Here is a 23,919-nt window from a genome sequence, read left to right as displayed (position 1 = left end):
GAGCTTCTCCATGTCGATCATTTTCGAATGCGAACGGGACGGCCAGCACTACATCACCTGTCCTTGCACTAACGAGCAGTACGCCCTCTATCCAGTCAACAGCATGTACCAACTGCTTCGGGAAACACCGGCGGGCCAATACCCCGATGGCCCACTGGCATACCTGCGTGAACAAGGCGTGACACCGCAGAGGGTGGCGGACCTGTCCGGCTTTGACATGCTGCCCTGCCTGCAGCCCCCAGATCCAAGGCACGGGGTGGTGTGCGGCTTTGGCCTGACCCACCAAAGCAAAGTCGCGGCACCGCCGGAACACGACGAGCGGCCCGCGTTCTTTATCAAGGGCTTTGCCGACACCCTTAAACGCAGCGGTGACGTGCTATGCATGAGCCGCGGCGCGCTGTCGGCATGTGAAGAGGCTGAAGTGGTGGCTCTTTTTCTGGTGTCTGAGAACGGCCAGCCGGATTACCTCGGCTACACCTTCGGCAACGACCTGACCGATATCGCCCTGGCCAAATCCAAACGCAACTACCTGGCGTACGCCAAGCTACAGCCCAGTGCCATTTCCCACTTGCTTTATCGGCACCCCCTGCCCGAACTGGTGCAAGGCAGAACGTCCATTTATCGGGCGGGTAACTTGCACTGGGAACAGGAGTTTCGCACAGGACTTTCGTGTCTTTGCTATGACGTCGGCGACTTGTTCAACACCTTGTGGCAACACCCGGCGCTGCGCCTACCAGGCACGCTGATCTACCTCTACCTGGGGGCAGATCGCAACAGCGCCGACGCCGGCATCCAGCTGTCCCACGGTGACACTGTGGTATGCGATTTCGAGAGCGGCCCCCGGCTGAGCAACCTTATAGAATGGGAGAACGTCCATGTATAAACGTATCGTGTTGCTGAAAAGCCCAGACACCGCAGCCTTGTCGGTATTGCTTCAGGAACTGCACGGTTTCCCCGGGCATGTTCCCGGCCTCGTGTCGGTGGAAGTCATTGCCGACAGTGGCCACCGTTCCCTTGGTTTTGACCAGGGTTTCATTCTGACCTTTACCGATGAATCAGTACTCCCCGACTGGCGAGAACACCCCTTACACGCCGCGTTTCGCCCAAGGTTACGTGCGTTGTCTCAAATGCTGATTTTCGATTACCCGCACACCACGACATTGCTGCAGGAGGAAGGTCGCCATGCTAACGTTTGAGCATACCATCCAGGTGCTGGTAATCGGCGGCTCCGCTGGCATCGGTTTTGCCATCGCCAAACTGTTCCATCAACAGGGTGCCACTGTCACCCTGGCAGGCCGCAGTGCAGCACGCTTGCGCCAAGCCGCACAGGATATCGGCTCTGACATTACTATCGAGCCACTCGATGTCATGCAACCGGCAGAGCTGGAGCGCTTTTTCGCCCGGCCGACGCGCTGGCACCACATCATCGTCACGGCCGCCTCGCTGACGTTTGGACCACTGAAAACCGTCTCCCTGGAAGACGCCCGGCGCATCTTCGACAGCAAGTTCTGGGCGGCTTATCACATTGCCCGTCTCGCACAGTTTGACGAGCGCGGCTCTCTGACACTGGTCTCAGGGCGGTTTGCCCAGCGCGCTGGACCTCAAACCGCCTTAATCAGCGCGGTCAACTCAGGTATAGAGGGTTTAGCCCGCGGACTGGCCAGCGAGCTGTCGCCGGTACGGGTCAACGTACTGTCCCCAGGTTTTGTTGACACGGGCATGCATCCCGAACCACTGGTACAAAAAATGAGCCAGCGAAGCCTTTTACTCCCCGTCAAGCGTATCGCCCGGCCTGAGGACATTGCTTCGGCTGCGCTTTTGCTCGCCATCAACCCAATGATCAGCGGGACAGTATTGGCCGTAGACGGCGGAGATTCGGTTACTTTCACGTAGTCTTGTAAAGTTCGAATGTAACTCCGACCTCACACTGATATAGACTGATCTGTATCAGTGTGCTATTATTGATAGGCACTTTTGGCATAGTTTTTGTGTAAAGCGAAACACCTACCTTACACTGATATGTAAGATTTATATTAAAAGGTTACGGTTTTTAGCCCATCCCAACCTCTAACTTTGGAGTTCTTAAGTTGTCCGTATCGAAGAAACAACATGTTCTGGACACTGCGACTGCCTTATTTTCCCAATATGGTTTTCACCCCGTGGGTGTTGATTGGATCATCGAAGCGTCTGGTGTTGCCAGGATGACGATGTACCGTAATTTCCGTGGCAAGGAAGACTTAGTAAAAGCCGTACTGAGGCAGCGCTCTGACTACCTGACTGAGCAATTAAAGACACGACTTAAGGACAAGCCCAGCCTGGACGAGAAAATTATTGCGATCTTCGATTGGCGCGGCCAATGGTTTTGTTCGACTACCTTCGCTGGTTGCCTGTTCGGTCGAGCAGTGTCTGAGTTTCCGGACCACTCAGACATCCGTGAGATTGCCCTCGATTACAAGCGCAAGCTGCACGACCTGATACAGGACGAGATCGCCCAATACCACCTCCCCGAGACTGCTGCGACCCTCGCGAACTACATCATGATGCTGCTTGACGGGGCGACTGTGAATGCCCAGACATTTGGCGAAAGTCACTTTGTCGGCGACGCTTGTGATGCGGCGTTAATGCTGCTTCGATTTAATGCGGGCAAGCAGATTCGCTGAAAGAGGAATGTACTCCTGCAGCCTGCCATTCCGAATCCATAGTCGGCGTCTCTGAGCCAGAAAAGATACCAATTTAACGCACGTTCCTATATCCGAATGCTACCAGTACTCGGTGTGGGCCAGTCTACAAGATAAGTTTTATTGAATTAATTAGCGTTCTCAGTCAGGTATCATGGATGTTCGTAATTGCACAAAAATTCCGCTATAGTCCCTTTAGAATTCACGTAATTCGGAGGGGGAGATGTATCAGTCTCAAGAGAAACGCGCCTGGAATCGTGGCGTCCGTTTTGCGGGTATATGGAAACGAGCCAGAACTACTCTATTAAACTGGGATAAATGGTGTGTGTCGTGGGCGGCTACTCATCGTCTACCGTCTTGGTGTGGGCATATCCCAATGATACCCGTTGCATGTTTTGTAATCCTCACTTTTGGATCATTGTTTCTTATTAGTGCCGTGCTCTCACCTCATAGAAAACATCTCTCCGAAAGTGAAAATGCACCATGTGGGAACTTTATGGGAGAGCAGCCAGGTTATGGAAAATATCGTGATGGCCAGCATGGATGGGGATGGTACGACGCTGCAGGGCGTATGATTAACGAGGATGAGTAAGGGCTCCCCCTTACTCATTTGTGACAATTTACGCTTACTTCATAGCTTTATTTGCAACAGCATTAGCTCCTGCCTCTCCCAACTTACCTCCTGAGCTTTCTGCTTTTGCTGTTCCTTGCTGATATGCTGAGCTTAAAGCATTCCCGATGGTAACTCCTGCCCATGATAATGCCCCTAACCAAACAGCAGGAAGTACCAGAAACATAGTGCCCATAACCAGATTCATAATAAGGTCATCTGAGCTGTTCTGCAGTCCCGCCATATTAAAGCGGCTGTGTGTATCTGAACTGTACAAAGCGGTCAGCAGCCAGCTGTCGAGCCAGCGCGCCAGCTCCCACCAGAATGTCAGGAAGTTCAGGGCGAAAATGACAAACGTAATCGTGATTACCGTTTTGAATTCATAGGCCGCAAAGGCCAGAATCAGCGGCAACATCACATAAATTGCCATGAGCAGAATAGCCTGTACCATGGGTAAAGCCTGCCGCATTGCATCGAATGCCGGGAATGCCGCCAGACTGCCGAGAGATGTCCCGCCAATAGCCGCCACGCGTGCCGCTGCATTATCCAGGGTAAAATCGGCGTTGCCGCCATAGCCGGCATACACATGGCCACTCTGTGAGACCGTCAGGCTTTCCGGGCTGACCAGACGACGGATGACGGCTTCCTGATAGTCACTGTCGTTAAAGCCTGACATTTTCATTGCGGCCGAGATACGCAGCCACATATCGGGGTCGGCCTGGTCCTTCACCCGTGCTTTCAGTCCGGTGTCCGAACTGCTCCACCACTCGCTGCAGGTGGGATAGCCTCCTCTTCCGGTGTTGGGCCGGCCGCTGTCCCGGCTGTCGGTCCACGGGAACGCAGCCCGGGGCAGTTTGGACTGCAACGAAGGATAATACCGGCTCAGGAATGTACTGCTGCCAATCCATTCGATATCACGCAGCGTGGTTTTGTCCTTTGTCTGGCCCTGATCCTGTTGCTTCCACAGATACAACGCGACCGAATAGCAGTCGTTGGTGAAGTCCTGCAGCTCCTGCGCCAGCGCTTTGTTGTCGATACGCGTATGCTGCACTTCAAAGCGGATCTGACGCATGTCAGGGCGGCAGGGAATGGTCGCCACGGCCGCCTGGGTTACCCCTTTTGAGAGTTTATGAATCAGCACCCACCATACCGGTGCTGCAGCCGTCTGGTCGTTGAGACTGGTGACCACGCCGGCATAGCCGCTTTCATCCGGCGCTTTGGGCGTCCACACACCACAGCTCTTTGCCCGGGTTGTGTCGTACTGCATCGTACTGAGGCTGACATTAATCAGCGGTACGCAGCAGGCAATCATCACCAGGAAGCCGGCATACAGCGCGTTCTCGATACGGGGCAGCGACAGCATCCCCTTGTTGCCTTCATCCTCCCCCTCTTCACGGACCCTGAGCCAGATACCCACCACCTTAAACGCCAGCGGCAGGACAAAAAGGCCGGTGCTCAGCAGGACATTCCACAGACCGTTATTGATCACCCAGCCGAGCAGCGTGAGAAAATACTCAAGATAGCTGTTTGTCGTCATCTTCAGACTCCCGGACCGGTAAACATTGCGTACTCACACAACGCGATAAAAAGCATACTGACCACACTGATGCGCAGTAGCGGCCGCCGGTATGCCTCCCGGAAGCCAGGCGCATGCCGGATTTTCCAGAGGCCCCACGCAACCAGCGCATATAGCGCCAGTCGCCACATCAGCCAGCCGTAACGCGTCGACTGCATCCAGCTCCGGAATGCAGCAGCTTCAGTCGGATGTTTCATGGCGGTGTCAGCCATCATCAGTGAGACCACCATGAACAGCGCCATGCAGGCGAGGAAGATGCCGGCACGGGTCAGGACTTTCCTGACAGTCGTTTTATTACGCATCCTTATTCCCTCATTCAGCCGACTGCGGCGCTGCCATCTGGTTGAAGCGACTGTCGGTATTGTCATCTGACTGGGTCTGCGGGTTGGTTTCGACGCGCTGATTCTCCCTGTCGATAATGGTCAGCACCGAATTACGTGACAGTTCACGCTTCATCTCCATCTCGGTTTTGAGCGCCGCGATTTCACGGTCCAGTGCCTCGATGCGCTCACCGGCAGCACCTATTGCCTTTGGCTGGGCGGCGGCATTGGGCTCTGACATACCGGTGACCATCATACGTCGCATCAGGAGTGCCGTTTCCACCGTGTCGGACATGGCCAGCTCGCCGGCAAGGCGGGCGGTCAGGGCAGCATTATCCGGGTCACGCTGCAGGGCTTTAATCACGCCAGCCGTCACCGGCAGTCCGCCGGTTTTCAGCTTCGCCAGATTCGCGGCCGTGGGCTTTTCCGTACCGTTGACGAGCCTGACCAGCTGCTCAGCGTTGGCTTTAGTTGCCTCTTCCAGCAGTGGGGCAAAGCCGGTGCCGGCAACGGTCGTACCGGGCTGGTCATCCGCATCACCGCTGGTACATTCGCTCGCGTTGGCACAGGTGCGCATCGAGCGATCGCCCAGCACCTTCACGGTCATGGCCGCCGCCTCTTCCGCGCTGCCGAATTTAGAGCATGCGCCACCGTTACAGCTGCTTTCGCCGACAGTCGAATTAGCGGTGACAGGTAAACCGTTCATCATGTTGTAGCCGGCAGCAACAAGGTCATGGGTGACACGGATGGCGGGCTGCCCCGCCCCCCCACGTTTCTGACCACCAATCCAGTTGTTGCCCGACGTGCCGGTGACTTTCCGCCCCGCCTCATCTGCACGAACCGCATCAGTATCTCCGCTGTTCACAACAGACTTGTATTCATCCATCATGGCCTGCTGCGTCCAGTTACTGCTGTCGCTGAAGTCCATCATCTTTTTCGCCATGTTCTGGCAGTTGAGCTGCGCCTTGTCGAATGACACATTGGCCTGAAGAACGCCGTTGGTGAGCATGTCATACAGACCGGGGTTAGCCCGCTGAATGACCATCGCCGGCAGACTGGCCACCGCGCCGGTGGCACCCTGAATCACGTCGCCCATCAGGTTCTTAAAGCCTGATGTGACGCCGTTGAGCTGGTTGCCGACGGTGGTTTTCAGGTCAAAATTGCCGCACATCAGGTCACTGCTCCAGCCGGTATTCAGCCCCAGCTTCTGCATATTGCCGCGCGTGGCCGGCTGGGAAATGACCGAGCCGCCGCCGAGGGTGTAGAACAGTTTGTCCGACACCGCACCATCGACGGACTTGCCGTAACCGATGGCGCTGTTGTTCACCTGCGGCAGGGACATGCCGAGGATGGTATTGTCATCATCGGCCGCGTGCGCGGCCGGGAGGACAGTCAGCAGTGAGCCGGTCAGCAGCAGGCTTACGCGAACGGCTGAAAATGAAGGTGATTTTTTCACGGTTTTCCTCATCAGATATCAGTGCTGCCCAGAAATTTCTGCCCGCGCTTTTTGCAGCAGCTGTAGGGCTGCCAGAGCGCAAAGGCTTCATTGTTATCGCTCGCGGCGGTATAGCTCCCGTCCGGGAATACGGCACATGACTGAGTCATGTGGGGAGCCAGCCGCTGCCATTTGTGATTTTGCGTGCCGGTGTTTTCCGTGACCTCGCCCGGTGGCCAGTACCCGTCATGGCGGTTGCCCTTAAGCACCTGATACACATGCGGCTGGCCGGCGCGGGTGATAATGTCTGCCACACGCTGCGCCACCACGGCAGAGGCTTTGTCATCATCGGTCTGGCTGATAAACCCCGAACGGGGATAGATGTTGCCCCACATATTGGCTGCTGCCTGACTGCCGATTTCCCGCTGGCCGGGAACAAGCGCCTCCGGATACAGGGACTCCGGTACGCCCGTGCGCCAGGCCGCCGAATCCAGCGTACTCAGGAAGTAAGGCATTAACGGGGTGGCTGCGGTATCACAGGAATAGCCCGGAATACTGCCGCCAATCAGGGAGGTGGCCGGGTGGCCAATCGCATCGGCATACTTGAAACGCACCGCGGACTTGCGCTGGCCGGGATTTTTCATGTCGGCCGGATTGGCTCCTCCGGCAGAAACACCGGAAAGCCCGCTGGTCACGGCACTTTCCAGCCCGCCGGCGGCCTGGCTGACAAACGCCATTTCCTGCCACGGGTTGCCGCCCGGCGAGACATAGGTTGAAACGACTGTCTGGGGTATGAAGTGGGTGACCTTGACCGACGTGCGCACCTTGCAGCCAAAGGGGGTGCAGAACAGCCAGTAACAGATGCCACTGACACGCCAGCTGATACAGTTTTGCGACACGGCACTGGCAATAATCTGCGCCGTGTTAAGTGCTGCAACAGCAGCCGGCGCGGTTGCCGTACCCAGTACCGTGGCAACCGCCAGCGAGCACACCGTGGTTCTGATGCGGGAAGGTTTTGTATTCACTGACCACCTCCCCGGTTACGCAGGGAAGTGGCCACGGCCACATCCGTGGTGCCGTACACCACATCGCGGTCATCAAACACCACGGCCGGCACTTTTTTAATGCCCAGTTCCCAGGCCCGGACCACCTGGCGATAGGAATCATTCAGCTGCAGCTGTTTTTGTTGCCAGGCAGGCGATGCCATAACCTGCCTGACCTGTGCTTCGGCCTGCTGCGGGTCTGCAGGCAGTTCCCCGAACATGTCGGCCTGCAGCCGGTCAGGACCATCAAGAAGGACCACCGGCACGTCCGGCGGCAGATTTGTCGGCAGATGTTGACTGTCGGTGAAGACGACCGTGCCGGCCAGTACGGATGCCGGCAGCAGAGCCGGCAGGAAAACAAAAGAGGTCAGTTTCATGAATCGGGCTCCGTCAGACTGAATCGCCTGACAGCGTGCCCGTGGCCGCTCAGAAAAGCCGCAATAAACTCATTTTCAGAACTCAAAAATTAATCTGCGAGTTTAGAATTTTCCTTTCCCACTGCTTTACCTGTTCTGACTGACCGCTGCGTGCCCAAGCCGTGTGAAAACTGTTTTGGTCGCTTAATCTGAGAAAAACGGGGCTGAAAACTACGCTCATACGTAAAATTTGGCTCAGCTAAACAGTCGAGTAATTACAGATTTTGCGTAGGTGCGCGAACTTCAGTTTTGGGTCAGGGCCCATAGCGCAGTCGGACTGACGGCTCGGTCTGAGGAGGATCCGGGGGCGGACTAAACCGGGCAGTGGCTGAAGTTTTGATGATCAGCAGCAGGCACTTTGGAATGCCCCCGCTTCCGCAGACAGTATCTGTCCTCACGGTGAGACCTTTTAGAAGGCCTCCGGACTGACGCCTTCCAGGTGACTGTTAAACCCGTGGCGATTCATCCTTTTTGACTTACGCAGCATACACCAGATGGCTGATGCAGAGTTCATGGCAGGGATAATATGTTTAACCTGATAGAGGATCGTAATCCCGGTGAAGTAATACCCATCAAATCATTTATGAAATGTTCGCGCCTCGTGCGGGATGAAAATAAAGTTTAATACTAACTAAAGGCAAAAGCCGCCTGGAACGGTGTTTTTTTTGTTCGAAAAAAGGGGGGGTATCATCCTAAACCAGAGGCCGGGCGCACCTGCCGGTCGGATCCGTAGAAATAAAGTTTCATACTTAGCGATTAGAAAGCCTTAAAGGCATACTGGTACGCCAACACTTGGAACTACTTAACCTGCTGTTATGGCGCAGTCAAGCTCCTGACTGCCGACAATGTTAAACGTTTTCATACCGCCCCTAAATGTAAAATCAACCATCGCTAAATCTGTTAGGAAGAAGCCCTTGAATCAATCACACAAAGGCTGCTGTAACCCCAGCAGCCATGTTTGTGGCAAATAATCTGAGAGCTCCCGCCCTAGAAATCATGCGGCTCTCAATCTGAATGCCCACGATTTGCACGGCATCCACCACAGCCTTTTCAAAGACAGTGCACGTCCCTACGGGCTGCGGGGCATCGCTTGGTTGTGCAGGATAGGCTAGTGCCACTAGGTTGCATCCAGTAGCCTTGGAGAAGGCTAGGGCTTCGTAGATGTCAGCTTCACTGATGCGAAGCTGTCCCTTCTCCACGTGGCCCTTGTACTTGGCATCCAGCAGCATCCTGGGCCTTGTTCCATCGAGCTCAATTACACAGTCTGGGTACACTGAAAGCTTGCTCACAGCACCGGTAATCATCCTGATCTTAGTGCCTAAGGGATAGCCCTGTTGGGGCACTACGGCACTTCGACCAAAGCCCAATCGTGCGGCCACCGTTAACAGATCTTCCCACACGCGCCAGGTATTCACTAAGTAACCAGGTGCATGGGCCTGTCCCTGCTTGTAGTTAAGCCCCAGGCCTCCGAGCACATCGATAGACAGCTCATGCAGTGGTTTCCACGCTCGGTGCCGTGCAGGAATGGGGTTTCGACGGTTAGCAGCAACGTTCTGAGGCGAAAGGTCTTCAATCAAACGCACCAGCGAACTTGCGGCTGAAGGGTCACTTACTTCAGGGAGTAACTCCCTGGCCGCTGCCACGATATCCCCGTTCCAACCGTTCTTGCGATCAAAGCGAATGAGCTCTTGCTCAAAGCCATCAGGTGAAGGAAAGATGAGATCCACCGGATCAGGATCCCCATCGATGAAGAAGTCTGCTTCACGCACACTACGATAGCTGCGCAGTGGCCGACGTTTACGGGCCTCGTACATGCTCGTGATGGAACGAGCTACCAGCGTAGACAAATCCCTTGGGGTACCACCTGATGCCGATAAGCGTTCGGAAGCCAAGAGGCGCCCATGACGTGAAAGTGTGGAGAGGAAAAAGAAATCTTCGCGCCACGCTGCATCTGTGTCGTCGAGTCCCAAAAACTTGGGAGCAACTTCCAGTTCCAGTGAAGGTGCCAGGCGAATGAGGCCCGCAAAATCGATGGCACGTGTGCCCTTGGCATTCACACTGATAGGGTTGTAGCTAAGCCTCAAGCTCGACGCAGCCCGGTTCCCAGCCTCCAATAAAAGGCTGTTGGCCTTCGTGCGATCCACCCCAATCGCTTCAGCAATCGCACGGCTCAGGTCAACGGGTGTACCGTACTCAATTAGGGACAGCCGTGTTCGGGGGTTCACCACGTGCTACCCCCTCGGATTGGCAAATGCCCTGAGAGCCGCGTAGATATTGTTCTCAGCAAAATTCGTGGGCCCTTCAAAACGAAAGCGTAAATCATCCGCAAAAGTTGTCTCGGTGAGCTTGAACGGATTAAAGGCTGGCCCATCCAGCGCATTAAGAGCCGCTGCAATTCCTCGTGTGTCCCCGAAGAATACCTCTTCCACGTGTGCCCGCACCTTCGCCCACCCTACACACAGCGTGCCCAAAGCTTCATTAAGGCCCAATGTTTGCGGCTTCACATCCGACATCAGTACACCATGCCCGATCTGAAACTCGGGACCACGGCCCAGAGCAATTTGCGCGTTTACAGCAATCCAGGCACTCACCGAAGCCTCCAAGGCATCGTTCACGCTGGCAGGTACATCAGGCAATCCATTGACACCCTTGGCACCCAAACCGTAAAACGTCCGCAAAGCCGCCTCATCGGGCTCTAGGCGCATAGGTTCCCAACGACGCAAGAACGCGACATCCAAGGGCTCCACAGACGCATCGGCCTGATTCATCGCAGCCAAGATATAGAGGTCATGGGGCAGTGCGTATTCGATCACATCACCAGAGACGGGATCGAGCATTTCAAAGAACTGCGTTTCAGCAAGTTTGGCCCCATCAGAGGCCAAGCGTTTATCGGACTCAATGGCCACAATGGCACCACCGAACACCTGCACCGCAGGACCTCGGTTGATCTCATCAATGATCAACAGTGCAGCCCCATTGGCACCCTTCGCATGCTCACTGGCACGGTACAGAGTCCCCTTCACGATGGTGAAGTCTGGGTCTCCTGCTGTCTTGTTGACCGCAGGCGTGATGCCCGATAAGAAATCGCGGTACTTGGAGTTTTGGTGGAAGACCGTCCGAAAGACTTTGCGGTCCATCTTGGTGGGTGCAGGAATGTCTTTAACAACCCCAGCAGCAGGGGGAATAGGGATGCCGCCCATGGGATTGAGCTGCGGTGGGCCACCTGCAGGAGCAAGACCAAAGGCTGTTTCAAAGGCCAAAGCAACTTCGGCCAAGAGCTTGGACTTGCCCGTGCCAGGTGCACCAGACACCAGCACGTTGCGCGAACGTGCGAGTAGCTTTAACACCTGTTTGCAGTTTTCACTTACCATTACAGAACCTACGCATGTTCGTGAAGTCGATATAGCCAATTACGGCTCGATTAGCAGCCCGCTGTGCATCCAAACAACTCAATAGCTCTTGAGCAACTGAAGGATCCCAAACGCCTTTAACACGAAGAGTTGCTTCTTCCGCGAAGTGCGGCCAAACCGACTGGTCATGAAGCTGAATCAGAAGCAACAAAACGCGATTCCCAATTCCCCCTGATGGCATTCGGTCCGAATCAAAACATGAAAATTTCGGCACCTGAGAAATCCATCCCTCTCTCGGCCGAGACTTTGTGGGTGACATAAACTCAGCTGCTCTTGATACAACCTGTGTTGAGTCCGGCTCGTTCCAAAAGAAGGTACCTTGATGTACTGCCTTTCCACCCCGGAGAATTTTATTGGGAAATATCAACTCAACAGCTGGCAACACCGCCTCGTAGGGAAATCGAAAGTCTCTTGCCCCCCCTCCAGAATCAGAGTCATTAGACTCCGCATCAGCTTTCCGTCGATCTCCCTCAACAATCTCCTTGTACAGAATTCGAGCAACCTGTCCCGCTCCATTAGCCATGAATTTTGGATCCTTCTTCTATTTCTTCGCCCCCTAGGGCGAGCTCAGAGGGCACATAAGCAATCGCCCCCAGCGCGCGTGCCTGCATCGCACGGTGCGACCAAACTGTAGACAGACTTCCTGTGCGTTTTGCCATTGCAGCCAAAACATTATCTCGGGTAATTGTGGACTTGGCCTCACCTGGCAAGCCCACTTGGCCCCGATCCAAAAGCGGGAAGTCTTGGAGCACTAACTCCATGTCCTTTAAATCGAGCCCATAGGCCACGGCCACTTCCGCATCAATCTCCCCACGAAGCTGCGCCGTGCGCTCGTAGGTTTCACGAGTAGCCCCCGCACTGTCAAGTGTGCGCAATTCGCGTGCAGCACTCACCAGCCTCTTCCATGGCAAACCATCTTTGGCGAGTTTTGGCATGGGCACGCTTTGCAGCAGGAAGTAATTCACCGTCGTAGTGAGCACACGCCGAAGCATCCAGTCAAAGGCAAAACTGTTAGCGATGGACACCCACACCAGCAGCCGTTCTTCCGATGGGTCCTCAGGGAAAAGGATCGTGGGCACCTTATTGCCACAGATCACCCCAGCAGGAATTAACGAAGCCATGAGCGAACGCTCATTGGTCTGACCCGCAATGTCGCAAAAGCCCACACGCAGCACGTCCGCACGGTGCTGGTTAGCACTGGGCATGTCGGAGGGGCGAATCCAAAACTGGGGGGCAAGGCGTGAGTCTCCGATGGCATAAGCCTCCCACAACGCACGGCGACCAGTGCCTGACACGTGCCCTTTTACACCAAAGCGATGCGCCTGCACCATTCGACCTTCCACCAGTGGCAAAGCGCCAGGCGTGGCACGCCCCAGGAACTTAGGACGCTCCTTGGTCATATCAACTTCACGGCAAAACTTCGGGGTCCAGCCATAACCAGGCTCTTCCCACGAAACACCTGCTTCTCCCATCTTTGAGAAGAGCTTCCACTCAGACACGTTACGAACCTCGGGCAGGCTCAAATCGCCCCGAACACCCGCAAGTGCTGCACGCCCAATAGTGGCAGTTCCCGTAATCTCCAATCCCGTAGGGGTGCCCCGCTCATGCATGAGAGTGATGGGCTCACGCTTGCTCTTTTCAGAGCCAGCCTTAGTGAGAGCCACGGCTAGGAACTTAAAGCGTGTGTCGATCGTAAAGAACCGTGCACGGTTATCGATGATCGACATGGACACGCTTTGGCTCGCATCAAAGATTTTCTGCCGCATGGCGCGGGTACCTTGCGAGCGAATCAGCCCACCCGGAATTAGTGCAACCACCACACCCTGCTTTTTGCAGAGTTCAAAAAAGAGGTCCGTGAAAGCAATGTATAGGTCTGGCTCTCCATTACCCAAATCGGGATAGCGAGCCAACAGGCGACGAGAGTAGTTCGCTACCTCATCGCGCTGCTGGGCAAACAGATCCTCATCAAGCCCATGAATTTGGGCCCCGTAGTGGCGCTTGGTGCCTGAGGACTTCAAGAATTCGTGCCGTGAGATCTTGACCTTTTCCCATGGAGGGTTGCCGATCACCGCATCAAACCCCTCAGGGACCATGGCAGTCCAAACCTTGCGATCTGCCATCAAGCTATCGCCACAGTACCAACGGGCACGCATAGCCTTAAGAGTCGATACATCATCAGTGAACGAAGCAAGCGCAAGCAGTGCCGCACGCAAAGAGTTGCCAGAAAGATCCGCTGCACACACACCGTGAGCCAACCAATGCGCCGTCTTGGCTCTATCCATACCACACACTGCGTGAGTCAGCGCTGCTAGCAAAATTCCTGCGCCGCAGGCAGGATCAATCACCTTGCTCTTGTGTGTGAGCTTGGTGGCTGCGAGCTTCGCCAGTCGTGTAGCCAGGCGAAAATCCGTATGGTAGGCGCCCGTGCTTTTTCGATCCTGCTCATGCAAGACCTCACGCGCCAAGACACTCAGTGCCAAAGCAGGGTGAATAGGTGAACGCTCGATGGCACTTGCTACAGGTACCGCAAGCTCCAAAAGCTCTGATGCTGCGCGCTTGCTCTTGACTCCAAAAGCCTCATGAAACGCCGTTAGGTCAAACCCGCCAAAACGCGCTGACGCTGCCTCCAAAACTTGAAGCCGAAGCTCAAAGCTGGTTAGGCTATAGTCCCCTCCCACAGCCTGAGTGAGTGCCGCTTCTGCTGGGGCTAGGTACTCTGATTCAACAGGCCGAGGAGCACTCATGCATAGCTCCTCACGAGAACGGGTTTGATGGCTTTAACTGTTTTTGACTGGGCTTGGGGAAGCTGTGCCATGGACCGTTTCACGACCACCAAAAACTCATTCACATCGGACGCCGAGCTACTGGCTGCCTTGTTTGGCCGGTATCGACCAATGGCGCCCAAAGGGTACATTGTGGACGAGCCGATCTTAGAAAGCTCAGCCTTCATGTCCTGCATGCAGATGTGCCCTTCACTACTGTACGAGAGCAGTACCCTTTGAGCCTTCAAGCCATGCACCAGACGCGAGAGTGTTTTGAGAGCACGGCTCTTGTAGCAAAAGTCAGAAGCCAAGGCCTTCCATGGACGAAGTCCCGCAACCCCCTCTACCACAGGCTCATCGCCAAGAGCCACCGTTTCAAGGATGTGGTAATAGCTCGCGTATTGACGCTTGGTGTATGGAGGGTCCAAATACACGAGGTCGTGTGCAACATTCGGAACGTCGAACACATCACCCACGGTAGCCTCAACACACACGCCAGCTTCTTTGAGATCACGGCAACGCATGGCAATCTTGTTTTGAGATTGGCTTGTCCATTTGGAGAGGAAACAGCCAAAAGTGCCCGCAATGTTGGCAACGCGGTTCAGTGCACTAAAGAGATCGGCAATCAATAGCCTCTCCTCAATTTCGTCAATATATCCGGCACCTTTCCACTCAGCAATCAAGCAGCGCATAGCGTCTATCTGAGCTGCATTTTCTTCGGTGAAGTACCTACGCTCAATTCCACACGTATCGATCGAAGCGGGGCTATAAGTGCGCCACATAAAATCATGCAATGGCTTAACTGCGTTTAGCTTGCTAACAGCACCAGAGTACCCACCAAGTTTTTTGAAGGTCACCTGATCATGGCTGATAAGACGTGCTCCAGCAGAGATAACAGCTGAGTGCAAGCTATCATTAATCCGCACATTCCAACCATGCTCCGCAGCAGCCTCAGCTACAGCTCCAGTTCCACAAAAAGCATCCACAAAAAACGCGCCCTCTCTAGGCGGCCCAATGTGGGATGCTATCTTGTCGATGAGTCTAGATTTGGAGCCAATATAGCGAAAAGTCATATAGAAACCCCTACGTTTTTTTTACGGCCAGTTACTGCTCGACCCTGACCAAGTTCTTGGCTGGCTTCTGGGCTTTGCAACACAATGCCTTTGCGGTCGCAATAGTCACAAAGGAGTACCTCAAGCATATTCACCATGCTCCGCTGCTCATGCTCCGCTGCCTCCTTTAAGGCCTGTTTGAACTTTCTGGAAACTCTTAGATTTAAGGTCTCACTTTTGAGGTCAGTGAATCGCATGAAAACGCCCCGCATATGTCTGTGCAATTGCGTTATTGTATATATACACATACTGAATAGATACACTATGACAGCAATTCTTAACCTTACGTACAATGCAGCACTTTTTACTCGCGGACCAGACGGCATCCTTCATGGTTTCTCCTACTCCGAAGGCGAGCTATAGGGAAACCTGACTGCTTAGCAATACATTTATCCAATTTTCGACGTATCTCGAGTCTTAATGTGCCAGCCATAACAAAGCCAACGTCCTAGTTGATATCATCAACATAGCGCACGTTGGCTTAGGGTGAAACTCTATTTTCAAGGAGGAAACTTTATTTTCATCCCACACCTCGCGCGTTACCGTTTTACTAAAACTCGCCAGTCATAAAAAAACCGGCCCCAGCGGCCGGCATCAAAAAAGCATTCTGTTCTTTTTGTTATCATGCCCCTGGTGAAGACAAGTTTTCGTTTTAAACGTCCAGCCCGTTAATCCACAGCATCAGATACGCCAGGTCGGCCGAATCCGGCACCGTGATATACCAGCGCGGATGCGCATACTCCTCTTCCTGCGGCCAGCTCGTCTGTCCCGTCACGGTGATAAGGATGTTCACCGCCTGCTTCAGCTTTCCCTCAAGATAGATGGCCACGCTGCTGCTGAGTCCCACCCGGTGCGGGTGACAGGTCATTCTGACCGGACCGGTCAGGCGCTGCCTGAGCATTGCCCGCAGCCTCACCAGGTGCTGATGGGTCGCCGGGAGCACACCGGGCTCCCCCTGAGGCGACAGGGTGAACAGGGCTGAGCCACTGTGCTCATGAATAGTGGGTTCAGGGTACTTCAGTGTCATCATACCGTGGCAGGCTCCTGTTGTTTCTCCGTAAGACCGCGCAGACGGTCCAGATTCAGTGCGACGCGTTTTGCCGCCTCCAGTTCGCTGCAGTTAAACTGATTCATCAGCGCCCGGCGTTCGGCTTTCTCTTCTTTTTCCGTCATGCCCAGTGCCAGGAAGAGGCTGGGTGGCACGGCGCGAAACAGCGCTTCGATCCGTTTCGCCAGTACCACGCCCTCGGTGTAACAGCCCGATAGCTTACTGGCGGACATCAGCACCGACTCCTGCTCCGGCGTGAGCGCGCGAAAACGGCTGATATCTTTGACCTCTTCCGGAGGCATGGTCAGACAAATCCACCATTCCGCCATGTTAAGCATCTTTTCGGCAATGTCTGGGTAATCCTTAAGATTCTGGGTGGCCAGCCACAACCAGGCCCCGAGCTTACGCCACATCTTGACCACCTTGGTCATGTACGGCGACAGCAGCGGATTAACCGTCACGATATGCGCCTCATCCACCGTGAAGACAATATCCCGGCCCAGGAACTGGTCACGCTCCGCGATGTTGTTAATCATGTTGGTCATCGAGACCATGGTCAGGGCCATCTGCGCCTCGTAGCCCTCACGCGCCAGATGCCCCAGGTCGACCAGCGTCACGTCCGCTTCCGGCCACAGCTCCCCTTCGCGGTTGAACAGCTCCGCTTCAAAGCTCCCGGCCTGAGTGAACATGCCCAGGGATTCCGCCATTTCCGCCGCTTTCGCCTTGCGCTGGGCATTGCGGACATTGATGACGCCCTCATCGTTGTCAGAGGCAATGTCGTACAGCGCCTTCTGCAGGTCAGACGGCAGCATCTGCCGCCCTTCCTTATACGTGGCATGTGCCGCCATCAGCAGCGCCTCACGTATCATCGCCCTGTCGGCACGCTTAAGGTCAGCCTCTTCTTTCGGGTCACCGCCGGTGATCATCATGCGCGCGGAGATTTCCATTTCACCGAGAACGTCACGCTTGTCATCCTCGCCATCGTCGTCCGTGTCGATATCCGGCAGGTCGCTCTCATCAACGGCCTGGGCGGCCAGGCCTTCTTCCACCAGTTTGTGAGCATCAGCAAACGGCGGCAGACTGACGCCGCTCCCGGGTTTGACGCTGATTTTATTCACCGTCAGCCCGAGGCTGTCAAAGAAGTCGGCCAGCAGGCCGAACGAATTCCCGGCCTCCGCAATAAACAGCCGCGGACGATGGACGGCCATCAGCTGGGAGAGCGCGGCACACAGCGTGGCCGACTTGCCCGCCCCGGTCGGGCCGAACAACAGCAGATGCGCGTTCTGGGTGCGGTCGAGCTTGTTGAGCGGATCGAATGTCAGGGTATCCCCGCCGCGGTTGAAAAAGCTGAAGCCGGGGTGCCCCGTGCCGGTTTCCCGTCCGGTTACCGGCAAAAGTCCTGCCAGGTGCTGAACCCATGTCAGACGGGTATACCAGTGTTTTTTGTCGCTGTCCGGGTTAAAGCACATCGGCAGCGCCCGCAGCCAGCTGTTCAGCGGACCTTCTTCAAACTCCGGCCGTACCGGCTGCAAACCGGCCCCTAGCAATACGGTGGACAGTTCCAGCCGCTTGCGCTTCAGGCTGGTCATGTCATCGCCGCGCAGCAGGAAAGTGATCCCCGCCCGGTACAGCTTGTGCCGGTTGCCCAGATACTCTTTTACCGTCTTCACATCCTGGCGGACGCGGCCCGACTCGGTATTCTCACCGACCGCATTTTTCGACAGCCGGTTAAACTGCTCTTCAAGCCGGTCCTGGGGCTGCACCACCACGGTCATGCACACCATGGTCCCTTCCGGAAACATATCCATCAGGGCATTAATTTTCTTCTCACCCCGGCTTTTCTCGCCGGTCAGGGTGCCCGGCTCCGGCGGTGTACGCAGTTTTTCCACCGCCACCGCGCAGTGCGGCTTGTTGTCAATCCACCACACGCCGTTTTCCGGGTCTGAAACCGGCGGCGTGAACCACAGGGTTTCGGCAAAATCATTGCTGACCGGCACGGTGCCTTCAGGTGTCTCGCGCGGGTCTGCGTAAGCAGCCTGCCGATAGAGCGTGGTTTTCTCCACCCAGTCCGGTGACGGATTGAACAGCCGCAGCAGCCAGCCATGCACCTGCAGGCCGTTCTGCCGGGTGCAGCGGATCCCCGCCCCGCCCAGGGCATTAACGACCCGGTCGCACACCTGATTGAGCATCGCCACCGGCGGCATCGGATCCCGGCTTTTCCCAAGCCAGCGATAAAGAACCATCCGGGTGCGGCGCTGCTGCCCGCGCCACGGCTGGCCGGTAATCAGCGAGTCAGTAAAAAGTCCCTCAGGCCGGGAGATACTGCGAATATGGCGCTCCATTTCACCCAGCCAGGCGTCGGTAAACGCCGTGCGCTGTGCATGTGGTTTGACATACCCGCGCAGCCTGTCAAGATACGCGTCAGTGTCGTCCTCGTCCTGGCAGAAGAACTGCACGACCCAGGGATTCACGTCATGTTCATCAAAGCTGTCCTGAAGTGCATCCTCAACCGAGTCCCGGATCTGCTCCAGGCGCTCTTCGGTTCGCCCTTCGGTCGCCACCGGTGTCACATCATAAACGGCTCCCACCGACACGCCGTCATCAAGCAGGAGACACTGCTCTTCATCGAGAAATTCTGCCCAGGGCAAAAAGTCAATGATGGACGGATTGGCGTGATAAACCTTCTCCTCATCCTGGCGCGTCATTTTCCCGGGGCGCTTCAGGGGTTGCCGGCCCTTCACGGCCGCGGTCAGGGTTTCATCTGCCTGAATGGACTGGCCGTCATCAACCGGCGTCTGCCGGTCGGTGGATTTATTACGCGTAAACAGTGAAAGCATTACAGGGCCTCCGTGCGCTCGCCAGGCATGGCATACTGCGTCTGGCTGTAGAACGGGAACACGGTGCTGTAACCCGGCACCGGCGTGTTACCGTCTGCCAGGTGGGGATACAGGTACATCACCATGTCGGGGTTGGGCAGCCGGGGAAACTGCTGGGTGATTTCGCTTTCCTGAGTACGGCTGTAGCTGCGGTCGGCCTGCGCGTCCGCCTGCGTTTCGCTGCCCGTAAGCGGCCGTCGCAGCGTGTCGCGGGCCGCCGCAGACTGGCGGGAAGTACTTCCGCCACTGTCCGCCCCGTTCCACAGTTCAAGCATGGTGTTATCGCCCGCCGGCAGCATTTCCTCTTTGGAGGTTGAGCAGCCGCTGAGCATTACACAGCTCAGGGCCAGAATGAAAACCGTTCTGTACATTACCGGTATCTCCTTTGTGAGGCGGCCGGATCGTAACCGCCGCAGATAAAAACGAACGCACTGACATTCAGCAGGTGCCCCAGCTCCCGTAATGTCATACGCGGGCAGTAAAGCCGGCGCGGGATTTTCGGGCTGCGCCACGAAACGGCACACTCCCGGGCACTGAGCGGCAGGGAGAACCTGCCGATATCCAGTAAAAGCTGGCCATCGCGCCAGCGCAGTAAAGGTGCGCCGGCAGGCAACAGCGCTACGGGTCGCAGCAACAGAACCGCAGAAGACGCAGGGATCACGTCAATATGCCAGCCTGCCCCGTCGCTAAACGTCCAGCACACGGATGAAAGAGGGAAAAACGTTATCTGTCCCGCCATGGCCGTGTACTCAGTCCAGTCCGCCGTTGTCACTGACGCCACCCGGCAGGGTAAAGTCGTAGCGCACCTTACGGCCCTTATCTTCATAATCAATGGCCAGCTGACGGGTGATATGCACGGCGAGACGGGCACCGGGCGGCACATAAATGGCATCAAACGTCATCCCGTAACGCTGTTTGATCCAGTCCGTGGTCTCCGACATGCCGCCGGAAATGGCTTTCCCCAGCGCCGCCTGTCCGGCGTCGCCGGTCATGGTGGCGGAAATGCCATTCACATTGTTCTGCGTGGTGTACTGTCCCTGGCTCATCGCTTCACCCGCCGCACCGGCAGCCGACAGGCCAAAGATGGTGGGCAGGTAGGTGGAGGCGTTGGACTTACGTTCGCCGCCAATGCACGGGATCCCGTTTTCATCCGAGATCCAGCCGATACCGCCACTGGTGCCGGTATCCTGTTTAGCCTGAGCGTTATTATTTTGCCCGCCGGCGTTGTTACTGGTGTCGGGTCTGGGGAGGGTGCGCACCGTACCGTCGGAAAAGACAAAGGTGACGCTGTTAACCTGCCCGCGCACGCAGGACAGCGTCCAGTCACCGCTGGCCGTCCCCGAAACAATCGCCCCTTCGACGTCCGGCAGTTCGATGCCGTTTGCCGTCAGGTTATCCTTACCGATAAGCACCTTGAACGGATAAGGATCGGTCACGGTGCCGTTAATGGGCACCCGGCCAAGGAGTGCCGTCATGGCGCGGCTGCCGACCAGCGTGGAATTTTCCGGCAGCGTGTAAACCGGCTCTGCGCTCTCTTCCGCCCCTTTTTCATTGGTACGTCCCTTCACTTTCTCCTCATAGGCCGCTTTCTGTCGGGTCAGCTCATTTTCACCCAGAAAAGAAGTCGGGAACTGAGGTGATGCCTTGCCGCTGGCCGCGTCCCGCGGATCCGTCTCTTTCTGGTCCGTCGGCGCGACCCACATCATGCCGTCGCTGCCCTGAGACGCCGCCCCGCCGGTGCTGCTGCCCATGCCGTCCAGGCCCAGCCCCAGCGGGATATCGCTGTCCGCCGTTTTTTTCTCGGTGTCAGGCTTTTTGAGTTTGTCGGTCAGCTCCTGGATTTTCGCCGTCAGGCTCAGTTGTTCGTTCTGAAGCTGCGCCTGCCGCTTGTCGTACTGCTCGCGCAGACCATTAACGGCCTCATTCACCTGTCCTGAAACGTCCTGATTGCGCCGGCGCAACCGCTCGTTTTCTTTCACCAAATCCGCGTTCTGCTTATCCAGCGTTTTCTGGCGGTCACGCACATCGTTCAGCCGGCCGATGAGCGTGCGCAGGGTGTCCTCCGGCGTGTCGCCTTCCACACCCAGCGCCCTCAGTTCATCTGGCGAGAGATTATGCAGGGGGCCGCCGCTTTGTTTTGCCTGGGACGGCTCTGCCGGTTCGTTTTTGCAGCTTTTAAGCCCCACGGCCAGCCCGGCAATCACCACGGCCGGCACGATAAACTTCACCAGGGCATTAGATTTAATCTGCATGGCGGGCCTCCTGTTTTACCGTGCGGGTCGCTTTACGCAGTGCAGACGGCTCAGCAATGAATGCGCTCTCCGGACGACCGGCGGTCACCACATACACCGTGGTGGTGTCTTCCGGCGTGCCGGCCGGACCGACCCAGCGGTGCTGGAAGGTGGCGGACACAAACTGTCCCTGCAGCGCGCGCGGATCCAGAACGACCTTACGGCTGCCGGTGTTCGTGAGCCTGAGTGCCACCACGCTGCGGTTTGCCACGCCCCAGCCAGCCAGCGGCGTGACCGTTAATGGTTCAGAGGGATACAGCGTGCTGACACGTCGGGGCAGATGAGGATTGACCGGATGAATACCCGGGACCGCCTCGACCGTACGTGCCGGAGCATAAAGGCTCTGCGCGGCATAGCGGGTCAGCAGCACCGGGATGGGGGCGCTGTAGCGGATTTTTTTACGCTTTGCCTGAGTACCGTCATCGCTGCCGGTGGGAGCCGATGAGCCTGATCCGGAAGCAGCCCGGTCTGCACCACCTGGCTGACCGGCCGCATCGCCGGCATGACTCAGCGTGCTGACATCACCGCTGTAGACCAGCCGCACCGGCTCAGTCGGCCCTTTTTCACCGGCGGCGATATCAAACAGCAGAACCTCGCCGCTTTCCACATCCTGCAGCTGCACCCGCGTCTGCGGAAAGGCGCTGTCGGCTTTCAGGTAGACGGCTCCCCCGGTGCTCTGCACCCGGAGTTTGCCGTTAAGCGCCGGCGGAAAACCGACGCGGACGTTTTTGTCCACAAAGACCACCCGCTCCTGCCCCACCTTCAGGGGGATCTGCAGCGGAATACGCTCCCATTTCATCAGCTCATCTGCGCCGGCAGGACGTGATACCAGCGTCGCCAGGGGCAGCAGGGCGAAGGACAGCGCCATCAGCCCGGCGCGGTAGTGGGGGTTTTTACTCATCACTGAAACACTCCTGACTTCTCCGGTTTAGGTGCAGGCGGTGCCGCCTCCAGACGCTGGGGCACACCGGCATAACAGTCCAGCGCCAGCCCGAACGGGTTGCGCTCCGCATCACCTTCCCAGCGCACCACTTTAAGCGGGTAACGCACCAGGGCGCGTTTGACCGGCTCGGCATGGAAATATTCATCGGCGACCACGTCCAGGCGGGCAATCCAGTGATCGCGATCCTGTACGGTCACGCTCTGTGACTGGTAACCGCGACCGGGCACTTCATACACCACGCGCACGCGGTCGGTGAGCTCCCCGGCGTCACCGCGTTTCTTTGCATCCGCTTTCAGGAAATCCTGACAGGACGGCGTCAGATACGGCGACAGCGCATTAATTTTGGCGGAATAGTCCACCTCGCCGTTTTTCGGCCAGGCATTGAGCTGCTGAAAAATGTAGAACGCAAAGGAGTAGACCGTCGGGGGCGGCACTTCCCACCAGGGCCGCGTGCTGCCGGTACGTAAATCCGGCGGGTTATGCACGGTCAGCTTGCTGGGTGCCAGCATCCAGCCGGCACAGGTGAATAAAAGGAAAAAGGCGAGTACGGCGCAGGCGATGCGCAGCGTCTGAATATGCTGGTCACGGTCTTTTACCGCATGGATAAAACGGCTCATGAGGCTCTCCTGTTACGTTTCACTGACCAGCCCCGGGCATCCACAATCAGTTTCGGATTGCCCATCCCCAGCCGGCGTTTTTTCGTCTCCAGTCGCTGCCAGAGCCAGTTCTCGGGCTTACCGCGCTTGAGCCTGGCCATCCAGCGGCCGCCGAACCAGACGAGCAGCAGCGGCATGACCAGCAGGCCGGTGGGAACGACAACCCAGCCGGCAAGCGGGATAAACGGCAGTGACAGGAGCAGACCCGCACCCGCGCCGGCAAGGACTGCCAGCCCCATCTCATGGGTGGTAAACCCGCGAAACACCACGGGCTCACTGTTGAGACGGTCAGGTAAAAAACGAATGGTCTGCATCGTCGCAGGCTCCTACAACAGAATGTCGGCAGACTTGCCGAGCAGCCAGATAACGGCAACCAGCAGCACCACACCCACCACCACAATGGCCCCGAATTTGGTCCAGGTGGCTTTCTCATTGCGGACTTCGGTGAAGGTGTGCAGGGCGGCAATGGCAACGTTGATAAAGGCAACGGCCGCCACGACCAGCCCCCCGATAACAATGCCGTCCTGCAGGTAGCCCTTGATTTGTCCGGACAGCCCGCTTCCGCCTCCGGATTCAGGCGCTTCAACGCTTGGCAAGTCCGCAAAGGCCGGTTTGCAGGTGAGCCAGCCCAGGAGGGCAAGCGTACCGGCGCGGGTCAGCGTACGACTGGCGAGACGGCGCAGGCGGGCAACAACAGACTCAGAATGGTGCATGGAATTCATCTCCTGACTTAACGTTCATAA

At 56.6% G+C, this 23,919-nt stretch carries 23 protein-coding genes; 4 read left to right on the top strand and 19 right to left on the bottom strand.

Going from position 1 to position 23,919, the window contains the following annotated elements; translation table 11 throughout:
• The first annotated feature begins 10 nt into the window (after positions 1–10).
• The 4 genes from ACSZO1_RS07360 to ACSZO1_RS07345 all read left to right on the top strand — a co-directional run bounded on the left by ACSZO1_RS07360 (position 11) and on the right by ACSZO1_RS07345 (position 2,660).
• A complete protein-coding gene (locus ACSZO1_RS07360) occupies positions 11–883 on the top strand; it encodes a sugar transporter (RefSeq protein ID WP_437611013.1) in 873 nt (290 codons plus the stop codon).
• Positions 876–1,196: a Dabb family protein gene (locus tag ACSZO1_RS07355; RefSeq protein WP_042934118.1), complete on the top strand. Its 321-nt coding sequence runs from the start codon at positions 876–878 to the stop codon at positions 1,194–1,196. The genes ACSZO1_RS07360 and ACSZO1_RS07355 overlap by 8 nt, the downstream gene beginning before the upstream one ends.
• Positions 1,183–1,893, top strand: coding sequence for an SDR family oxidoreductase (locus ACSZO1_RS07350; protein ID WP_347480378.1), 711 nt, complete (start codon positions 1,183–1,185; stop codon positions 1,891–1,893). The genes ACSZO1_RS07355 and ACSZO1_RS07350 overlap by 14 nt, the downstream gene beginning before the upstream one ends.
• Before the next feature lie 194 nt (positions 1,894–2,087).
• The gene (locus ACSZO1_RS07345; RefSeq protein ID WP_437611011.1) at positions 2,088–2,660 is read left to right on the top strand and encodes a TetR/AcrR family transcriptional regulator; all 573 of its coding nucleotides are present in this window, start codon (positions 2,088–2,090) and stop codon (positions 2,658–2,660) included.
• Positions 2,661–3,304: 644 nt separating this feature from the next.
• Here the strand turns inward: ACSZO1_RS07345 and ACSZO1_RS07340 are convergent.
• From ACSZO1_RS07340 to ACSZO1_RS07250, 19 genes are all read right to left on the bottom strand, one after another.
• Positions 3,305–4,825 carry a conjugal transfer protein TraG N-terminal domain-containing protein gene (locus ACSZO1_RS07340; RefSeq protein WP_437611009.1) on the bottom strand — a complete coding sequence of 507 codons (1,521 nt, stop codon included), beginning with the start codon at positions 4,823–4,825 and terminating at the stop codon, positions 3,305–3,307.
• Positions 4,826–4,827: 2 nt separating this feature from the next.
• Complete coding sequence (locus tag ACSZO1_RS07335; RefSeq protein ID WP_437611007.1) at positions 4,828–5,166, bottom strand: hypothetical protein; 339 nt, start codon at positions 5,164–5,166, stop codon at positions 4,828–4,830.
• 10 nt (positions 5,167–5,176) lie between these two features.
• The gene (locus ACSZO1_RS07330) at positions 5,177–6,652 is read right to left on the bottom strand and encodes an integrating conjugative element protein (RefSeq protein WP_437611005.1); all 1,476 of its coding nucleotides are present in this window, start codon (positions 6,650–6,652) and stop codon (positions 5,177–5,179) included.
• Entirely contained in the window at positions 6,652–7,644 is a 993-nt protein-coding gene (locus ACSZO1_RS07325) for a TIGR03756 family integrating conjugative element protein (protein WP_437611003.1), read from the bottom strand. The genes ACSZO1_RS07330 and ACSZO1_RS07325 overlap by 1 nt, the downstream gene beginning before the upstream one ends.
• A complete protein-coding gene (locus tag ACSZO1_RS07320; RefSeq protein WP_437611001.1) occupies positions 7,641–8,039 on the bottom strand; it encodes a TIGR03757 family integrating conjugative element protein in 399 nt (132 codons plus the stop codon). The genes ACSZO1_RS07325 and ACSZO1_RS07320 overlap by 4 nt, the downstream gene beginning before the upstream one ends.
• A gap of 962 nt (positions 8,040–9,001) precedes the next feature.
• Positions 9,002–10,306, bottom strand: a complete 1,305-nt coding sequence (locus ACSZO1_RS07315; RefSeq protein ID WP_437610999.1) for a 5-methylcytosine restriction system specificity protein McrC — start codon at positions 10,304–10,306, stop codon at positions 9,002–9,004.
• Between the two features lie 3 nt (positions 10,307–10,309).
• Positions 10,310–11,449 carry an AAA family ATPase gene (locus ACSZO1_RS07310; RefSeq protein WP_437610997.1) on the bottom strand — a complete coding sequence of 380 codons (1,140 nt, stop codon included), beginning with the start codon at positions 11,447–11,449 and terminating at the stop codon, positions 10,310–10,312.
• Positions 11,439–12,011, bottom strand: a complete 573-nt coding sequence (locus ACSZO1_RS07305) for a hypothetical protein (RefSeq protein WP_016808250.1) — start codon at positions 12,009–12,011, stop codon at positions 11,439–11,441. The genes ACSZO1_RS07310 and ACSZO1_RS07305 overlap by 11 nt, the downstream gene beginning before the upstream one ends.
• On the bottom strand, positions 12,004–14,232 hold the full coding sequence (locus ACSZO1_RS07300) for an Eco57I restriction-modification methylase domain-containing protein (RefSeq protein ID WP_437610994.1): 2,229 nt from the start codon (positions 14,230–14,232) through the stop codon (positions 12,004–12,006). The genes ACSZO1_RS07305 and ACSZO1_RS07300 overlap by 8 nt, the downstream gene beginning before the upstream one ends.
• A complete protein-coding gene (locus ACSZO1_RS07295) occupies positions 14,229–15,323 on the bottom strand; it encodes a DNA adenine methylase (protein ID WP_437610992.1) in 1,095 nt (364 codons plus the stop codon). The genes ACSZO1_RS07300 and ACSZO1_RS07295 overlap by 4 nt, the downstream gene beginning before the upstream one ends.
• Before the next feature lie 691 nt (positions 15,324–16,014).
• Positions 16,015–16,392: a hypothetical protein gene (locus ACSZO1_RS07290; RefSeq protein ID WP_016808254.1), complete on the bottom strand. Its 378-nt coding sequence runs from the start codon at positions 16,390–16,392 to the stop codon at positions 16,015–16,017.
• Positions 16,389–19,247, bottom strand: coding sequence for a conjugative transfer ATPase (locus tag ACSZO1_RS07285; protein WP_437610990.1), 2,859 nt, complete (start codon positions 19,245–19,247; stop codon positions 16,389–16,391). The genes ACSZO1_RS07290 and ACSZO1_RS07285 overlap by 4 nt, the downstream gene beginning before the upstream one ends.
• On the bottom strand, positions 19,247–19,657 hold the full coding sequence (locus ACSZO1_RS07280; RefSeq protein ID WP_437610988.1) for a TIGR03751 family conjugal transfer lipoprotein: 411 nt from the start codon (positions 19,655–19,657) through the stop codon (positions 19,247–19,249). The genes ACSZO1_RS07285 and ACSZO1_RS07280 overlap by 1 nt, the downstream gene beginning before the upstream one ends.
• Entirely contained in the window at positions 19,657–20,025 is a 369-nt protein-coding gene (locus ACSZO1_RS07275; protein ID WP_016151320.1) for a hypothetical protein, read from the bottom strand. Before ACSZO1_RS07275 ends, ACSZO1_RS07280 begins: the two co-directional genes overlap by 1 nt.
• 10 nt (positions 20,026–20,035) lie before the next feature.
• On the bottom strand, positions 20,036–21,538 hold the full coding sequence (locus ACSZO1_RS07270) for a TIGR03752 family integrating conjugative element protein (RefSeq protein WP_437610986.1): 1,503 nt from the start codon (positions 21,536–21,538) through the stop codon (positions 20,036–20,038).
• Positions 21,528–22,478, bottom strand: coding sequence for a TIGR03749 family integrating conjugative element protein (locus ACSZO1_RS07265; protein ID WP_016151318.1), 951 nt, complete (start codon positions 22,476–22,478; stop codon positions 21,528–21,530). Before ACSZO1_RS07265 ends, ACSZO1_RS07270 begins: the two co-directional genes overlap by 11 nt.
• Positions 22,478–23,137 (bottom strand): PFL_4703 family integrating conjugative element protein, encoded by a 660-nt coding sequence (locus tag ACSZO1_RS07260; RefSeq protein WP_437610984.1) that lies wholly within the window; start codon positions 23,135–23,137, stop codon positions 22,478–22,480. Before ACSZO1_RS07260 ends, ACSZO1_RS07265 begins: the two co-directional genes overlap by 1 nt.
• Complete coding sequence (locus tag ACSZO1_RS07255; protein WP_437610982.1) at positions 23,134–23,490, bottom strand: TIGR03750 family conjugal transfer protein; 357 nt, start codon at positions 23,488–23,490, stop codon at positions 23,134–23,136. Before ACSZO1_RS07255 ends, ACSZO1_RS07260 begins: the two co-directional genes overlap by 4 nt.
• A 12-nt stretch (positions 23,491–23,502) precedes the next feature.
• Positions 23,503–23,889, bottom strand: coding sequence for a TIGR03745 family integrating conjugative element membrane protein (locus tag ACSZO1_RS07250; RefSeq protein WP_006785968.1), 387 nt, complete (start codon positions 23,887–23,889; stop codon positions 23,503–23,505).
• Positions 23,890–23,919 lie beyond the last annotated feature (30 nt).

The organism is Erwinia sp. V71, assembly GCF_965644245.1.
Lineage (GTDB): Bacteria > Pseudomonadota > Gammaproteobacteria > Enterobacterales > Enterobacteriaceae > Erwinia.
This window is presented reverse-complemented; position numbering and strand designations above follow the sequence as displayed.

Excerpts from the sequence above, each read along its gene's own strand:
- ACSZO1_RS07275 (WP_016151320.1), bottom strand. The coding sequence starts at position 20,025 with ATGGCGGGACAGATAACGTTTTTCCCTCTTTCATCCGTGTGCTGGACG.
- ACSZO1_RS07290 (WP_016808254.1), bottom strand. The coding sequence starts at position 16,392 with ATGATGACACTGAAGTACCCTGAACCCACTATTCATGAGCACAGTGGC.
- ACSZO1_RS07320 (WP_437611001.1), bottom strand. The coding sequence starts at position 8,039 with ATGAAACTGACCTCTTTTGTTTTCCTGCCGGCTCTGCTGCCGGCATCC.
- ACSZO1_RS07265 (WP_016151318.1), bottom strand. The coding sequence starts at position 22,478 with ATGAGTAAAAACCCCCACTACCGCGCCGGGCTGATGGCGCTGTCCTTC.
- ACSZO1_RS07260 (WP_437610984.1), bottom strand. The coding sequence starts at position 23,137 with ATGAGCCGTTTTATCCATGCGGTAAAAGACCGTGACCAGCATATTCAG.
- ACSZO1_RS07305 (WP_016808250.1), bottom strand. The coding sequence starts at position 12,011 with ATGGCTAATGGAGCGGGACAGGTTGCTCGAATTCTGTACAAGGAGATT.
- ACSZO1_RS07295 (WP_437610992.1), bottom strand. The coding sequence starts at position 15,323 with ATGACTTTTCGCTATATTGGCTCCAAATCTAGACTCATCGACAAGATA.
- ACSZO1_RS07280 (WP_437610988.1), bottom strand. The coding sequence starts at position 19,657 with ATGTACAGAACGGTTTTCATTCTGGCCCTGAGCTGTGTAATGCTCAGC.
- ACSZO1_RS07340 (WP_437611009.1), bottom strand. The coding sequence starts at position 4,825 with ATGACGACAAACAGCTATCTTGAGTATTTTCTCACGCTGCTCGGCTGG.
- ACSZO1_RS07360 (WP_437611013.1), top strand. The coding sequence starts at position 11 with ATGTCGATCATTTTCGAATGCGAACGGGACGGCCAGCACTACATCACC.
- ACSZO1_RS07335 (WP_437611007.1), bottom strand. The coding sequence starts at position 5,166 with ATGCGTAATAAAACGACTGTCAGGAAAGTCCTGACCCGTGCCGGCATC.
- ACSZO1_RS07255 (WP_437610982.1), bottom strand. The coding sequence starts at position 23,490 with ATGCAGACCATTCGTTTTTTACCTGACCGTCTCAACAGTGAGCCCGTG.
- ACSZO1_RS07350 (WP_347480378.1), top strand. The coding sequence starts at position 1,183 with ATGCTAACGTTTGAGCATACCATCCAGGTGCTGGTAATCGGCGGCTCC.
- ACSZO1_RS07250 (WP_006785968.1), bottom strand. The coding sequence starts at position 23,889 with ATGCACCATTCTGAGTCTGTTGTTGCCCGCCTGCGCCGTCTCGCCAGT.
- ACSZO1_RS07300 (WP_437610994.1), bottom strand. The coding sequence starts at position 14,232 with ATGAGTGCTCCTCGGCCTGTTGAATCAGAGTACCTAGCCCCAGCAGAA.
- ACSZO1_RS07310 (WP_437610997.1), bottom strand. The coding sequence starts at position 11,449 with ATGGTAAGTGAAAACTGCAAACAGGTGTTAAAGCTACTCGCACGTTCG.
- ACSZO1_RS07270 (WP_437610986.1), bottom strand. The coding sequence starts at position 21,538 with ATGCAGATTAAATCTAATGCCCTGGTGAAGTTTATCGTGCCGGCCGTG.
- ACSZO1_RS07285 (WP_437610990.1), bottom strand. The coding sequence starts at position 19,247 with ATGCTTTCACTGTTTACGCGTAATAAATCCACCGACCGGCAGACGCCG.
- ACSZO1_RS07355 (WP_042934118.1), top strand. The coding sequence starts at position 876 with ATGTATAAACGTATCGTGTTGCTGAAAAGCCCAGACACCGCAGCCTTG.
- ACSZO1_RS07330 (WP_437611005.1), bottom strand. The coding sequence starts at position 6,652 with ATGAGGAAAACCGTGAAAAAATCACCTTCATTTTCAGCCGTTCGCGTA.